This is a genomic window from Klebsiella sp. HMSC25G12, from assembly GCF_001807705.1.
Lineage (GTDB): Bacteria > Pseudomonadota > Gammaproteobacteria > Enterobacterales > Enterobacteriaceae > Klebsiella > Klebsiella variicola.
The window spans coordinates 155,348-167,829 of sequence record NZ_KV789895.1 but is presented as its reverse complement, the minus strand read 5'-3'; the positions used below and the strand labels follow the sequence as shown (position 1 = coordinate 167,829).

Here is a 12,482-nt window from a genome sequence, read left to right as displayed (position 1 = left end):
AGACATTAGGCTGTATGACAGCGGTGACCTTTTTCACTATCTATAACACCTGGGATCACTATGATTATGACTATCACTGGATCCTCGGGCTGCTGACCTTTATCTCGACCATCGCGACGCCGTTGTTTTTTGTGGTGGCTGGTTATCTTGATGCACAGACGCGTCACGATGCCAACTGGCAAATCGGCAAAATTAAAAGCGTGGTCATCGTCTTTCTGTTCTGGGTAACGGTCTATTATGTCTGGGAGCCTTATCAGCGCGGCTACCTGATCCAGCCCTGGTTTATTTTCGCCCTGATCGTGATCTATACCTTCCATCCCTTTATCGCCTGGCTCAGCCAGCGGCGGGGCCTGTTTTTCACCGTGGTTCTGACGCTGCTGTGCTGCGCTTATGGTTACGACCTGCTCTCGGTGCTCTACCCGGACAAACATCTCTTCAGCCTGCCGCCGCAGTATCGTCTGTGGACATGGCTACTTTTTTATTTAACCGGGCAGTTGTTTAACGATCCGCGAGTCACGGAGTGGATACGCGACCCGCGGGTGATTAAAGCCTCCATTATCGCCCTGCCCTTTGTCTATTTATTTACCTGGTTTTATGAACGCCATTTTTTCTTCGCGCTGTTTAAAGCCGATCGCAATGCGTTCATTCTGACGGGATCGCAAATTTATATTCTGATCGTCCTGCTGGTGATCGCCGCTAACGCCGTGCAGTTTAAAAAGAACCGCGAACTGAAGGAGGCGGTGCTGGCGACGGTTAGCAAAGCGATGACCGGGGTCTATATTCTGCACTACTCCGTTTTCCACCTGCTGGTGATGCTGATCCCTATTCACTCGTTAGCCACCAAGCTGGGCGTGATTGCGCTAACGTTTATCCTGTCGGTGCTCATTTCTCTCGCTGTGCTCTCCAGCACGCTGCTCAAGAAGGTGATAACCCTGTGACAAACGACGCGGCAACTTAGCGGAAACTCCACTGGATGCTAATCACAAACACGCTGGGAATAATGATGCCGCTCTCAAGGGCGAAATAGTCGGTAAAGTTGTACTGAATGGCATGGTAGATATAGGGGGAAAAGCCGATCCCGGTGGCGTCCTTAAAATCTTTGTAGGAGCCATGATCGCCGCAATGCTCAAAGGCGTCGAAGAAGAATTCGCCGGTGTAGCCGTAGACCCCTTTAAAGGTCCATCCACTGCCGTTGTGGTACCAGTCTCTTCTCACCCCCAGCGCCAGGCAACGATCGTCGAAACTATTGTTCATCGTGCCAATCAGCAGACTATATTTCGAATCTTCCGAGAATTTCCGCTCTACCGAGAAAAAGTGGTTTTCAAAATTCTCAGTATATTGTCCGTGGTTATTGGTCAGATGGTAAACATAGGAACCAGTATTTACCGAATAGAGATTAATTTCTTTCGCCTGCGCGAAAGCGGCTAACCCGGCCAGGAGCATCACGCTTTTACCACGCATCATCCCTCCTCAGTCCTCTATGCCTGTCCATGAACAGAATGCTTTTGCCGTATTTACCGGTCGTTATGCTGGTGCGACACCCGACAGGAAAATGGGGGAAGATAACCGTGCCGAAATGAAAATGGAGTTCCAGAAAAGCGTAGCACACGCCTAATCCGCCAACAAACCGACCATGGCGATAGCGGAGTGGTTGATATTTCTCTCTTTACTATATTGTGCAAAAAACAGACAAAACCTCACCTGTTTTCCGCTATGCTGAGGGTCCGACGCGGAAGTTAGCCACCTGTCGACGACAGAGTTGCTGTGTACCCCTTCCTGCGTCGGCGCTCTTTCTGCTCAAGTGACGTAAACCGACAGAGCCCGTATTCCGATCGGGTCTGCGTCATTATCCCCTGTCTGATTGCCCTGTATCCGCATCCTGCACAGAACCGCTTTTTTGTACAAGTTAATAAAATCAAAAATACCTTTAAAATCAATAAATAAAATTAAAACGAAAAAATAAACCGTCTCGCTGTACATATCGTTATGAAAAAAGTTGTACATCCTGAGATCACCGACTATAGTTTTTGAGTGTTAACTGCTTGTTGCGCAACAAAGCGGGAACGCTAAACGGTTGCGTGGCGAGTCTGGCGGTGGTTCCTGGTTTTGCATTTCCTGTTAGTGACTTTTCGCGTACCACCGGTACGCTGCGACTTTTATGGTCAGTTTGCTTTATACGTGGGAGAGTTCGAGCTATGCATATTAAAAATACCATTCCAGCAGAATTTGTCTTCAATTCAGCCCTGATGAAGAATATTGAAAACACGCTCATGAAGCAGCACAGCACGATCAATAATGAGCGGATGATTACGGAAATCCAGCACCGCCTGCAAACGGAAAGTAATGAAATACTTTCCGACCTCTATCTGCAGGCGTTGGATATGCTGTACAGCAAAAAACATCATCATTAAGTGATCCCACCGCGCCGACAGCAGGGACAGCCCTGCTGTGCCGGCACGCCTGGGTTTTCATCTGCTAACTGGGGCTCAAAAAATGTCACACCATAATACTTGCTATCGTTCTGAGCATTACGATCTGTGGTTTGATAATCGTTTTCTTCTCTACGGGATGTCGCTGATCCTGAATACCTTGCCGGCATCTTATTTTCGTAAAAAACATGTTTTTTTTACCAGCGACAATTATTTCGCGGTGCTTGAGCATAACTATAATCGGCGGGATACGTTATTTATTCTGTTAACTGAGGGAAACGATCTTAATTTTCTCAGTGAACTGCCTATGTTGCGCTTACCGGCAAATTCGACGCCGGAAGAATTAAAAATCTTCCTGCATCAGCCCACCCGCTATTACAAAACGCACCCGGCGCCGGGCGCCTCGGTGCAGTTTACCGAACGGGAAAAGAAAGTTATTCAGCTTATCAGCAATGGCGAAGCGGTTGCCAGCATTGGTCGTTCGCTAAATCTGCACATCAAAACCATTTATCAGATCCGGCTGAATCTGATTAAAAAGCTCGGCTGTAGCGGTAGGACCGATTTTTTTAATATCAGTCGTAGTGAAACCTTTAAATCCTGGAGTCAGATTCACCTGTAGTCAGGTGCAATAGCCCCGGCCTGTCCCCCAGACGGGGCTATTGCGTACCGTGAAAATGAATGCTGAAGCCCTGCTCCTGCCAGTGGCTGAGCAGTTCCTCCTGCAGTGGCGTGGCGGCGCGTCCGGTCCAGACAAAGATATGCTGCCCGGGGAAGAGCTCGGGCCGCGGCGACTCCAGCGGTTCAGCGAGAACATTGACATGCCAACCGCGCTGCGAAAGACGCCATGCCTCCAGCCACAGACGCGTCCGGTCTTCATTGCTCCAGCCCACCAGCAGCGTCTCTTTACCATTTTTTTTACGCGCTTCGGCGAGAAACAGCGCCACGCAGTCAATGAGCAAGCCGTCCAGCAGGCTGCTAATCACCAACGAGGTATTCTGATCGAGCTTGAGACGCTGTCGTACCGGCACTAACAGGCTATCGATAAGGGTATCAACGGGGTGTTGATGGCTCAGCGCCATTAATTTGGCGCGGATTCTGGCGGGCTGCATATAACGCAGAATGGACATCATCTCTTCCTGAAGATGCGCGGATTCGTCGCGCGCCGCCGGCAGATTATCCTCCAGCAGCGCTTTGACTTTCCCTACGGATACACCGCGCTCTATCCAGCGCTTGATCTCTTCTATGCGCAGGATATCTTCTTCATCAAACTGTCGATGCCCGCCTTCGCTGCGCTGCGGTTTCAGTAGACCGTAACGCCGCTGCCAGGCGCGCAATGTAACCGGATTGATTCCGCAACGTTCGGCGACTTCACCGATACTGTAAAACGCCATAGCAGCCTCACATCAACCTGATACTTTTTACCTAAACTAACGAATTCAGGCATCCTGTACAACTCTATTTTCTTGTACAGATAAAGATATCAGGTTGTGGCTCACAGCGCGCGGGGAAAAAGATGAAAAAATAGTAAGCTGATTTCGCGGTGGATCATTTCTTCTCCGGCCAGGCAACGGCGGGCAGGCCCCCCAGGCGGGCACCCGCGAATAAATTGCCCTGAAACTGCGAAATCCCGGCTGATTCAAGCCACATCCACTCTTCAGCACGCTCAACGCCGACGGCTGAGACCGCAATCTCCAGAGAAGTACAGCATTTGATAATCGCCTGTACAATCGACTGGCGCGGCCCGTCCTGGTGGATATTGCGGATCAGCTCATGGTCGATTTTAATTCTGTCGGGTTGGTATTGCGCCAGCAGCGACAGCCCGGCAAACCCGGCGCCGAAGTGATCGATGGCAAGATTAATCCCCGCGCCCTTCAGTTTGCGCACCGCATCGGTAAAATCGGCCATCCGCGAAATCACTTCCCGCTCAGTGAACTCGACAATAATCTGCTCCGGGATCAGGTCATTGCGACTAATTTCGTCGAGCAGGAAAGCCACCGCATTCGGCGCTTTGACCAGCGTCATCGGCAGCAAATTAATGCTTAACGCCTTATTACGTAAACCTAATTTACCCGCCAGAGACAGCGCGACGCGCTTACTGTGCAGGTCGGCGAGATAAATATCATCCCCTGCCAGCCCGGCAAAATAGGCGCCAGGAGACTGGCCGTCCGGTGTACGCAGCAGCGCTTCCCACGAGATAATTTCGCAGGCGAAAGGATCGACGATCGGCTGAAAGGCAAAAGACCAGTTTTCCGTATTATCGATAATGGGGGTGTCCGGATAAAAAGTGTCCTTATCGGGAATAAAAACCCAACTGTCCGCCGAAGGGATCTCAAAATAGTTCGCTTTTTCCGTGGATTCGACAAAAGTACGGAAAAATTGCAGCGCCCGGTCGTCATAGGTGAGCTGATATTTTGTCGTGCCCCGGTCCATTACTGTCTGTAGTACTTCCTCACGATCATGTTCCCGTAAATCAAACAGTTCCATACCGACCTTACCAAATCGACGGGACGGTGCATAATCGCAAAACAACTCCACCAGATTATAATGACGAGGATCGAGGAAAATTGTTTGATAAATATCCCTTACCTTTTCTTCCGGTCCTTCAATAAGTTGAAAAAAATGCGTCCCGTTAAACAGTAATATACCGGTGACATCCGCCTGCCCATTTCTCTCGTTTGCCCTGGCAACCATGGCCTCGATCGATTTGAATGAGACATTGTCGCAAATATGGCTGCGATAAATGATGGTGGTAAGCATAGTGATTCCAGATGGGAGGGATAAGCATTCACAGTAGCAGTTATCAGGCTAATCGTCTTGCAAAACTACGTTTTATCTTAACAAAAAAGATACACTAAAAATCCACTCTTTGTGCAAGGTTTTTTTCTTTTTTTCTTTCCTTGTACAACATGCAACGCTAACCCCTACCTTTACAAGCCAGGATCTCCGCAAACAAAAACAAATATTACATTAAAAATCATCATGATAGCAACGATCGCTGCAATATTACGCAACTTTCTATGTACAACTTATTAATTATTGTATAAGTTTATTTGCAGTTAACAGATGAATGAAATGAAAGGAGCACATATGCAGCAGAATGGTTACATTCCAGATACAGCGAACGCAATTGCCCAGTATTTCAACAAAGCATCGTTACCTTCCCAGCAGGAAACGCTGGGTCAGATCGTGATGGATATTCTCAACGAAGGGCGCCATCTCAACCGCAAGGCCCTGTGCACCAAACTGTTGAGCCGCCTTGACAGCGCCCGTGCGCCTGAGGAAGAGAGCCACTATCAAACCTTAATTGGTTTGTTGTTTGCCGGTCAGGAATAACGTCATCGATCGTCGCCTGTTGCAACCGCAGTAGCAGATGAGGGGCGATCGCTTCCATAAACCTGCTGCTGACCTGAATGCCCGTTATCAGATTCAGGAAGAGTGTGGCATGCAGAGAGACGGTTATGAATAGCAGTGATACTGAGGAAATAACCGATGAGATCATCGGCGAGGCGGTGCTCGCGCTTCTGAAAACGAATCGCCCGATTACCACCCCGACCCTGCTGGTTCGGCTTCGGTTGATGCAGGCCACAGAGTCAGATCGCCAGCGAAGGAAAATCATCGCTGCCGTTATTGAAGAAATTTGCGCGAAGCTCGCCCTCCAGCGGAAGCACGCGCCTTTGCAGGTTAAGAAAATCAATGGCCGTTGGGAAAGCAGAGGAACGCTGGCGCAGAGCAGCATGGCGCCGGAAGCTAAAAAAATCCACTGATTGTCCCAACCATGGTGAATAAAACAGAGTGAGAATGTGATGAGACAGACTATGCATCAGCAACCCGATATTTACGCAGGACTGCAGGACACCGCGCTCTCAGATTATTTCCGTACCGCCGGTGATAAACTGGTTGATGAGTCCGCCGTCATGTCGCTCGCCATCAACAGTATTCTTCAGTCCGAGGGGCACCTGAACAATAAGGCCATTATATTATGGCTGATTCAGGCGCTGGAAAGCACCGATGACGTGGTCACTGCTGACGTGATCCGTAAAACGCTGGAGATTGTCGTCGGCTACACCATGGACGATATCTAAAGCCGTCACGCTTCAGGCCCGCCAGGGCAACAGCTTCTCTACAGAGCCTGTCCGCTCTGATCAAAAAACCTCGCTGACGCGAGGTTTTTCTTTTACCGCCTGACCCTTCAGTGGGCGTTGACCACCACCCACATCGGCCCCTGCCCAACCACATAGCGGCCTTTCTCATGCAGCAGCCCCTGCTCACCCTCAATTTCATACACTGCGATATGGTGCGATTTCTGCCCTGCGGCAATCAGATACTTACCGCTGTGATCGAGGTTAAAGCCGCGTGGCTGAGTTTCCGTCGGCTGATAGCCTTCCACTGCCAGCACGCTGCCATCTTCCGAGACGCTGAACACCGTAATGATGCTGGCGGTACGATCGCAGGCGTACAGATGACGACCGTCAGGGGTGATGTGAATATCCGCCGCCCAGCGCACGCCGGTGAAATCCTGCGGCATCATATCCAGGGTTTGTACACATTCGATGTTGCCATTCGGGTCTTTCAGCTCCCAGACGTCAACGGAGCTGTTGAGTTCATTGACGCAATAACCATACTGCTGGTTCGGATGGAACACCATGTGGCGCGGACCGGCGCCCTCGACGGTGGTCACTTCCGCCGGCTCCTGAGCGGAGAGAAAACCATCCTCGCTAAGGGTAAACAGGCAAATACGATCCTGCTTCAGCGCCGGCACCCACAGGGTGCGGTTGTCCGGGGAGATATTGGCCGAGTGGCAACCTTCCAGCCCTTCCACCACGGTGACGGTTTCGCCCGGCAGGCCGTCCTGCAGCGGGGTCACGCTAACGCAGCCCTGATTGTAGGAAGCGCTGAAGACAAAGCGGCCATGATGATCGGTAGAAATGTGGGTCGGGCTGCCTGGCAGCGCCGCTTCCCCCGCGAAGGTCAACGCCCCGTTATCCGGCGTGATGCGATACGCTAACACGCGAAACTCCGGACGAACGCCAACGTACAGATACTCCTTGTTGGGACTGACCACCATCGGCTGTACCTGTCCCGGGGCATCAACCACCTGCACCAGCGTCAGTTTGCCGTCCGCTTCAAGACTCCAGACGTGGATTTGTTGGCTTTCCGGGCTGGCGGTATAAACGGTTTGTTTCATGACTACTCCTTCCCTCACTGCACGTGGAATTTTCATTTTCAGGATAACAGCACCCTGAAAATTATAAGACATCCGCCCATGATACTCGCAAAGTCCGCTGAATTTCCGACGGACGGCGGCACAAAGGGCATACAGGTATTCACGGCAGATGTGGAAAAATTGGTCCTGACGCCACGGCGGTGTACCATCATGGCCAGGTCACTTTTCAACATCAACCGGAAATAACACATGACAACACGCGTGATTGCCCTGGATTTAGACGGCACCCTGCTCACCAGCAAAAAAACCATCCTGCCTGCTTCGCTGGAGGCACTGGCCCGCGCCAGAGAGGCGGGCTACCAGGTTATCGTCGTTACCGGACGTCATCACGTCGCTATCCATCCTTTTTATCAGGCACTGGCTCTCGATACACCTGCAATTTGTTGTAATGGCACTTATTTGTATGATTATCACGCAAAAGAGGTTTTGGCAGCCGATCCTATGCCGGTAGCGCAAGCGGTAAGCCTGACGGCCATGCTCGCCGAACAGCAGATCCATGGCCTGGCGTATGTGGATGATGCGATGCTTTATGAACAGCCCACCGGGCATGTGATCCGCACCCGTAACTGGGCGCAGGCGCTGCCGGAGGATCAGCGCCCGGTCTTCCGCCAGGTCGATTCGCTGGCGCAGGCGGTCCGCGAGGTCAACGCGGTATGGAAATTTGCCCTCACCGATGAAGACATTCCCCGCCTGCAGCGCTTTGCCCGCGAGGTCGGCGAGACGCTGGGCCTGGAATGCGAATGGTCGTGGCACGATCAGGTGGATATCGCGCGCGCCGGCAACAGCAAAGGCAAACGCCTGGCGCAATGGGTGGCCAGCCAGGGGCTGTCGATGCAGGATGTGGTGGCCTTCGGCGATAACTACAACGATCTTAGCATGCTGGAAGCGGCGGGCACTGGGGTGGCGATGGGCAATGCGGTGGACGAGGTGAAAGCCCGCGCCAGGGTGGTCATCGGCGACAATGAGTCCACCAGCATCGCCGAGTTTATCTACCGCCAGCTGCTGTAATCAGGCGGCGATCGACACGCTTTTGATCTGAGCAAACACCTGCTGACCTGGCGCTATCGCCAGGTCGTCCCGCGCCCATGGGCTAATCCTGGCCCATAGCAGACGGCCACTCACTCTGAGCTGCACTTCAATCTGTCCGTTGACCTCCAGACACTGAGCCACCTCGGCGCGCAAGATATTGCGGATGCTGGTCCCGGACGGCTGGGCCAGTGTCAGCGAAACGTCCGACGCCTGAATGCGGATCCGTGCGGTGTCGCCTGCGGGACGTTCGAGCCGGTTGACCCACAGCAGCTGGTCGCCCAGCGTCAGAGCCGTCATCGCGTACTGCGGATGCTGCGCGGCGACGGTGGCGCTGAGGATCGTACTCTGCTGTTCCGCCGGCAGCCAGGGGTGCATCACGCTGCTGCTCCAGACCTCCTCCAGCGGACCAAAAGCCTTCACCTTACCGGCCTCCAGCACCAGCACGCGATCGGCCAGATGCTGGATCTCATCCAGTGAGTGGCTGACGTAGAGCATCGGAATATGGATCTCCTGCGCCAGCCGCTGCAGGTAGGGCAACAGTTCGCGTTTGCGCGGAATATCCAGCGAGGCCAGCGGCTCATCCAGCAGCAGTAGCTCCGGTGCGGTCAGCAGGGCGCGGCCGATGGCCACTCGCTGCTTTTCGCCGCCGGATAACCGGCCCGGCAGGCGATCCAGCAAGGGCGCGATCCCCAGCAATTCCACCAGCTTATCGAACTGGCTGACCATGGATTTCGCCATCCCGTAGCGCAGATTACCGCGCACTTTATAGTGGGGAAACAGGCGCGCGTCCTGAAACACATAGCCGATACGGCGCTGCTCCGGCGCCAGACAGATACGCTGGGCGGTGTCGTTCAGCACCCGGCCGTTGAGCACGATGCGCCCCGTCTGCGGCCGGGTCAGGCCGCTAATGGCGTTAATCAACGAGGTTTTGCCAGCGCCGGAGACGCCAAAGATGGCGGTGATCCCGCTGGCGGGCAGGGTTTCACGGATCTGCAGGCAGTGACTGCCGAGGGTCTGGGTAAAGTCCAGCTCCAGCATCATTATCCTCCCATGCGCTGGCGGCTCACGCGGGCCAGCCATTCCGAAATCAGCAGCGAAACCAGCGCCAGTCCGATGGCGATGAGGCAGAGGCGAGCCGCCGCCCCCTCCCCGCCCGGGGTCTGGATCAAGGTGTACATCGCCGAAGGCAGGGTGCGCGTTTCGCCGGGAATATTGGAGACGAACGTGATGGTCGCGCCAAACTCCCCTAACGAGCGGGCGAAGGCCAGCACCGTGCCGACAATAATCCCCGGCAGAGTCAGCGGTAGCGTAATCGTCATAAACACTCGCCAGCGGCTGGCCCCGAGGGTTCTCGCCGCTTGCTCCAGTTTGACATCCACCCCTTCCAGCGCCAGGCGAATGGCGCGCACCATCAGCGGGAAAGACATCACCGCCGCCGCCAGCACCGCCCCGCGCCAACTGAAGGCAAAGCTGATGCCGAACCAGTCATACAGCCAACTGCCAATAAACCCGCGCCGCCCCATGGCCACCAGCAGCAGATACCCCACCACCACCGGCGGCAGCACCAGCGGTAAATGGAGAATACTGTCGAGCAGCGCCTTGCCGGGAAAGGTGCGCCGAACCAGCAGCCAGGAAAAAAAGATGCCAAAAGGCAAGCTCAAGGCCACCGCCAGGGAGGAGACTTTCAGGCTCAGCAGCACCGCCTGCCATTCGGGTTCGCTCAGAAACATCAGCGGGTGGTAAATCCGTAACGTTTAAAAATCGCGGACGCTTCCGGCCCTTTCAGGTAGTCATAGAAAGCGCTCACGGCCGCATTGCGATGACCATCGACAATCGCCAGCGGGTACTCGACTTTCTGATGCGAGGCCTCCGGGAAGGTGCCGACCACTTTAACCCCTTTGCTGGCCACGGCATCGGAGCCATAGACAATCCCCAGCGGCGCTTCGTTGCGCTCCACCAGGGCCAGCGCGCCGCGCACGTCTTCCGCCGGGGCAAGTTTCGGCGACAAGGTCTCCCAAGCGCCGAGTTTCTGCAGCGCCTCTTTAGCGTAGATGCCTGCCGGAACGTGCTGCGGATCGCCCACCGCCAGACGGCCTCCTTTCAGCAGGCTGGTCCAGTCGGTTTTCTCATCAATGGTAATCGCCCCCTGCGCGCTGGCTTTCGGCGCGACCACCACCAGGCTGTTGCCAAGCAGGGTGGCACGGGTTGCCGGGTCGATGGCCTTTTTGTCTGCGGCGTAATCCATCCATTTCTGATCGGCGGAGATAAACAGATCGGCTGGTGCGCCCGCTTCAATTTGCCGCGCCAGCGTCGACGACGAGGCAAACGACGACACGACATCGACGTTTTTCTCTTTCTTATACGCCTGGGCAATATCCTGCATCGCGTTGGTTAACGATGCGGCGGCGAAAACGGTCACTTTCCCCTCTGCCGCCAGCGCCTGACCCGCGACGCACAGCGTGAGTGATACCCCGATAACCCCGCGTAACCAAGAACCTGCCATCTGAATCTCCTGTCAATGCGTTATGTATTCGACAATATAACGATATGCAGAGCATTTTTATAGTGACACAGGACAATAAAACGAAGGGAAATGATACAGGAGGGAAATAGCACAGCGCCCGGTTAAACCGGGCGCCGGGAAATCAATGATTTTGCTGGCTGCGATCTTTGTGGCCTACGCCGGAGAAGAGGTTGAACACTTCGCCAAGACCGTAAATCAGTCCCAGGATGACCGCCATCACCACCGGTACCATGATGACCGCAAAAACCAGACTTTTCAAAAGCTCTAACATGGTTCACTCCAGATAGTATGATTTGCTGATTGTAACGGTTTCAGCCGAAAAAACACGCCCCATTTGTGCGGTGGGTAATGACAAAACCGCGCACAGAGGTTTTGCAAGCGGGTGACTATCGGTCACAATACCCTTTTTTGTCAGGAAACGATTATGCAGGCCGAAATTCTTCTTACCCTTAAGCTACAGCAGCGCCTGTTTGCCGATCCCCGGCGGATCGCCCTGCTCAAACAAATTGACCAGACCGGTTCGATAAGCCAGGGGGCCAAGCACGCGGGTATCAGCTACAAAAGCGCGTGGGATGCCATCAACGAGATGAACCAGCTCAGCGAACAACCGCTGGTGGATCGCGCCACCGGCGGTAAAGGCGGCGGCGGCGCGGTGCTGACCCGCTATGGGCAGCGGCTGATCCAGCTGTACGATCTGCTGGCGCAGATCCAGCAGAAAGCGTTTGATGTGCTCAGCGATGACGATGCCCTGCCGCTGGATAGCCTGCTGGCGGCCATCTCACGCTTTTCCCTGCAGACCAGCGCCCGCAACCAGTGGTTCGGCACCATTACCGGCCGCGATCGCCAGCAGGTGCAGCAGCACGTCGAGGTACTGCTGGCCGACGGGCAGACGCGCCTGACCGTCGCCATCACCGCGCAAAGCGCTGAGAAGCTGGGGCTCGATGAGGGCCAGGAGGTGCTGGTCCTGCTGAAGGCCCCCTGGGTCGGCATCACCCTCGACCCCGACGTGGCCCGCCAGGCCGATAACCAGCTGTCGGGACGTATCAGCCATATCGAATGCGGGTCCGGGCAGTGCGAAGTACTGATGACGCTGGCCGACGGTCAGACCCTGTGCGCCACTCTGCCACAGGCGCAGACGTCTGGCCTGGCGGAAGGGACGGAGGCGATCGCTTACTTCAATGCCGATCGCATCATTCTCGCGACGTTATGCTGACCCCATTGACATTACGCGCCCGAAGTCGTATCCCTGATGCACATCGCTGCAAAAAATGGGATA

Annotated in this window: 16 protein-coding genes; 8 read left to right on the top strand and 8 right to left on the bottom strand. The window is 54.3% G+C overall.

Annotation, left to right across the window (positions count from 1 at the left end):
- The first annotated feature begins 14 nt into the window (after positions 1–14).
- On the top strand, positions 15–938 hold the full coding sequence (locus tag HMPREF3096_RS15590) for an acyltransferase (protein ID WP_162493330.1): 924 nt from the start codon (positions 15–17) through the stop codon (positions 936–938).
- Positions 939–954: 16 nt separating this feature from the next.
- Here the strand turns inward: HMPREF3096_RS15590 and HMPREF3096_RS15585 are convergent, their stop codons facing one another.
- The gene (locus tag HMPREF3096_RS15585; protein ID WP_012542408.1) at positions 955–1,461 is read right to left on the bottom strand and encodes a hypothetical protein; all 507 of its coding nucleotides are present in this window, start codon (positions 1,459–1,461) and stop codon (positions 955–957) included.
- A gap of 734 nt (positions 1,462–2,195) precedes the next feature.
- On the opposite strand from HMPREF3096_RS15585, the gene HMPREF3096_RS15575 reads away from it, so the two are divergent.
- Complete coding sequence (locus HMPREF3096_RS15575; protein ID WP_012968674.1) at positions 2,196–2,411, top strand: biofilm development regulator YmgB/AriR family protein; 216 nt, start codon at positions 2,196–2,198, stop codon at positions 2,409–2,411.
- A gap of 82 nt (positions 2,412–2,493) precedes the next feature.
- Positions 2,494–3,048, top strand: coding sequence for a helix-turn-helix transcriptional regulator (locus HMPREF3096_RS15570; RefSeq protein WP_008805716.1), 555 nt, complete (start codon positions 2,494–2,496; stop codon positions 3,046–3,048).
- Positions 3,049–3,085: 37 nt separating this feature from the next.
- On the opposite strand, the gene HMPREF3096_RS15565 is transcribed toward HMPREF3096_RS15570, so the two are convergent.
- Entirely contained in the window at positions 3,086–3,820 is a 735-nt protein-coding gene (locus HMPREF3096_RS15565; protein ID WP_008805715.1) for a MerR family transcriptional regulator, read from the bottom strand.
- A gap of 154 nt (positions 3,821–3,974) precedes the next feature.
- Entirely contained in the window at positions 3,975–5,186 is a 1,212-nt protein-coding gene (locus HMPREF3096_RS15560; RefSeq protein ID WP_032729709.1) for a diguanylate phosphodiesterase, read from the bottom strand.
- A gap of 330 nt (positions 5,187–5,516) precedes the next feature.
- Between HMPREF3096_RS15560 and ycgZ the strand changes: the two genes are divergently transcribed.
- The 3 genes from ycgZ (at position 5,517) to HMPREF3096_RS15545 (ending at position 6,511) form a co-directional block, all read left to right on the top strand.
- The gene (ycgZ, locus tag HMPREF3096_RS15555; RefSeq protein WP_012542413.1) at positions 5,517–5,762 is read left to right on the top strand and encodes a regulatory protein YcgZ; all 246 of its coding nucleotides are present in this window, start codon (positions 5,517–5,519) and stop codon (positions 5,760–5,762) included.
- A gap of 125 nt (positions 5,763–5,887) precedes the next feature.
- On the top strand, positions 5,888–6,193 hold the full coding sequence (locus tag HMPREF3096_RS15550; protein ID WP_008805712.1) for a hypothetical protein: 306 nt from the start codon (positions 5,888–5,890) through the stop codon (positions 6,191–6,193).
- A 51-nt stretch (positions 6,194–6,244) separates the two neighbouring features.
- Positions 6,245–6,511, top strand: coding sequence for a biofilm development regulator YmgB/AriR family protein (locus tag HMPREF3096_RS15545; RefSeq protein ID WP_012542414.1), 267 nt, complete (start codon positions 6,245–6,247; stop codon positions 6,509–6,511).
- Between the two features lie 107 nt (positions 6,512–6,618).
- Here HMPREF3096_RS15545 and pgl read toward each other — a convergent pair whose 3' ends face one another.
- The gene (pgl, locus tag HMPREF3096_RS15540; RefSeq protein WP_070544522.1) at positions 6,619–7,614 is read right to left on the bottom strand and encodes a 6-phosphogluconolactonase; all 996 of its coding nucleotides are present in this window, start codon (positions 7,612–7,614) and stop codon (positions 6,619–6,621) included.
- 228 nt (positions 7,615–7,842) lie between these two features.
- Here pgl and HMPREF3096_RS15535 point away from each other — a divergent pair, with 228 nt between their 5' ends.
- Positions 7,843–8,661, top strand: a complete 819-nt coding sequence (locus HMPREF3096_RS15535; RefSeq protein ID WP_008805709.1) for a pyridoxal phosphatase — start codon at positions 7,843–7,845, stop codon at positions 8,659–8,661.
- Here the strand turns inward: HMPREF3096_RS15535 and modC are convergent, their stop codons facing one another.
- The 4 genes from modC to HMPREF3096_RS15515 all read right to left on the bottom strand — a co-directional run bounded on the left by modC (position 8,662) and on the right by HMPREF3096_RS15515 (position 11,477).
- Positions 8,662–9,720 carry a molybdenum ABC transporter ATP-binding protein ModC gene (gene modC / locus HMPREF3096_RS15530; protein WP_012968677.1) on the bottom strand — a complete coding sequence of 353 codons (1,059 nt, stop codon included), beginning with the start codon at positions 9,718–9,720 and terminating at the stop codon, positions 8,662–8,664. It lies immediately after the preceding gene.
- Between the two features lie 2 nt (positions 9,721–9,722).
- Positions 9,723–10,412: a molybdate ABC transporter permease subunit gene (gene modB / locus HMPREF3096_RS15525; RefSeq protein ID WP_008805707.1), complete on the bottom strand. Its 690-nt coding sequence runs from the start codon at positions 10,410–10,412 to the stop codon at positions 9,723–9,725.
- Positions 10,412–11,185 (bottom strand): molybdate ABC transporter substrate-binding protein, encoded by a 774-nt coding sequence (modA, locus tag HMPREF3096_RS15520; RefSeq protein WP_012542417.1) that lies wholly within the window; start codon positions 11,183–11,185, stop codon positions 10,412–10,414. The genes modB and modA overlap by 1 nt, the downstream gene beginning before the upstream one ends.
- Positions 11,186–11,327: 142 nt before the next feature.
- Positions 11,328–11,477 (bottom strand): AcrZ family multidrug efflux pump-associated protein, encoded by a 150-nt coding sequence (locus tag HMPREF3096_RS15515; RefSeq protein WP_002895156.1) that lies wholly within the window; start codon positions 11,475–11,477, stop codon positions 11,328–11,330.
- Between the two features lie 153 nt (positions 11,478–11,630).
- On the opposite strand from HMPREF3096_RS15515, the gene modE reads away from it, so the two are divergent.
- Entirely contained in the window at positions 11,631–12,419 is a 789-nt protein-coding gene (gene modE / locus HMPREF3096_RS15510) for a molybdenum-dependent transcriptional regulator (RefSeq protein WP_023322245.1), read from the top strand.
- Positions 12,420–12,482 lie beyond the last annotated feature (63 nt).

Excerpts from the sequence above, each read along its gene's own strand:
- HMPREF3096_RS15560 (WP_032729709.1), bottom strand. The coding sequence starts at position 5,186 with ATGCTTACCACCATCATTTATCGCAGCCATATTTGCGACAATGTCTCA.
- HMPREF3096_RS15515 (WP_002895156.1), bottom strand. The coding sequence starts at position 11,477 with ATGTTAGAGCTTTTGAAAAGTCTGGTTTTTGCGGTCATCATGGTACCG.
- pgl (WP_070544522.1), bottom strand. The coding sequence starts at position 7,614 with ATGAAACAAACCGTTTATACCGCCAGCCCGGAAAGCCAACAAATCCAC.
- modC (WP_012968677.1), bottom strand. The coding sequence starts at position 9,720 with ATGCTGGAGCTGGACTTTACCCAGACCCTCGGCAGTCACTGCCTGCAG.
- HMPREF3096_RS15535 (WP_008805709.1), top strand. The coding sequence starts at position 7,843 with ATGACAACACGCGTGATTGCCCTGGATTTAGACGGCACCCTGCTCACC.
- HMPREF3096_RS15575 (WP_012968674.1), top strand. The coding sequence starts at position 2,196 with ATGCATATTAAAAATACCATTCCAGCAGAATTTGTCTTCAATTCAGCC.
- modE (WP_023322245.1), top strand. The coding sequence starts at position 11,631 with ATGCAGGCCGAAATTCTTCTTACCCTTAAGCTACAGCAGCGCCTGTTT.
- modA (WP_012542417.1), bottom strand. The coding sequence starts at position 11,185 with ATGGCAGGTTCTTGGTTACGCGGGGTTATCGGGGTATCACTCACGCTG.
- modB (WP_008805707.1), bottom strand. The coding sequence starts at position 10,412 with ATGTTTCTGAGCGAACCCGAATGGCAGGCGGTGCTGCTGAGCCTGAAA.
- HMPREF3096_RS15570 (WP_008805716.1), top strand. The coding sequence starts at position 2,494 with ATGTCACACCATAATACTTGCTATCGTTCTGAGCATTACGATCTGTGG.
- HMPREF3096_RS15585 (WP_012542408.1), bottom strand. The coding sequence starts at position 1,461 with ATGCGTGGTAAAAGCGTGATGCTCCTGGCCGGGTTAGCCGCTTTCGCG.
- HMPREF3096_RS15550 (WP_008805712.1), top strand. The coding sequence starts at position 5,888 with ATGAATAGCAGTGATACTGAGGAAATAACCGATGAGATCATCGGCGAG.
- HMPREF3096_RS15545 (WP_012542414.1), top strand. The coding sequence starts at position 6,245 with ATGCATCAGCAACCCGATATTTACGCAGGACTGCAGGACACCGCGCTC.
- HMPREF3096_RS15565 (WP_008805715.1), bottom strand. The coding sequence starts at position 3,820 with ATGGCGTTTTACAGTATCGGTGAAGTCGCCGAACGTTGCGGAATCAAT.
- HMPREF3096_RS15590 (WP_162493330.1), top strand. The coding sequence starts at position 15 with ATGACAGCGGTGACCTTTTTCACTATCTATAACACCTGGGATCACTAT.
- ycgZ (WP_012542413.1), top strand. The coding sequence starts at position 5,517 with ATGCAGCAGAATGGTTACATTCCAGATACAGCGAACGCAATTGCCCAG.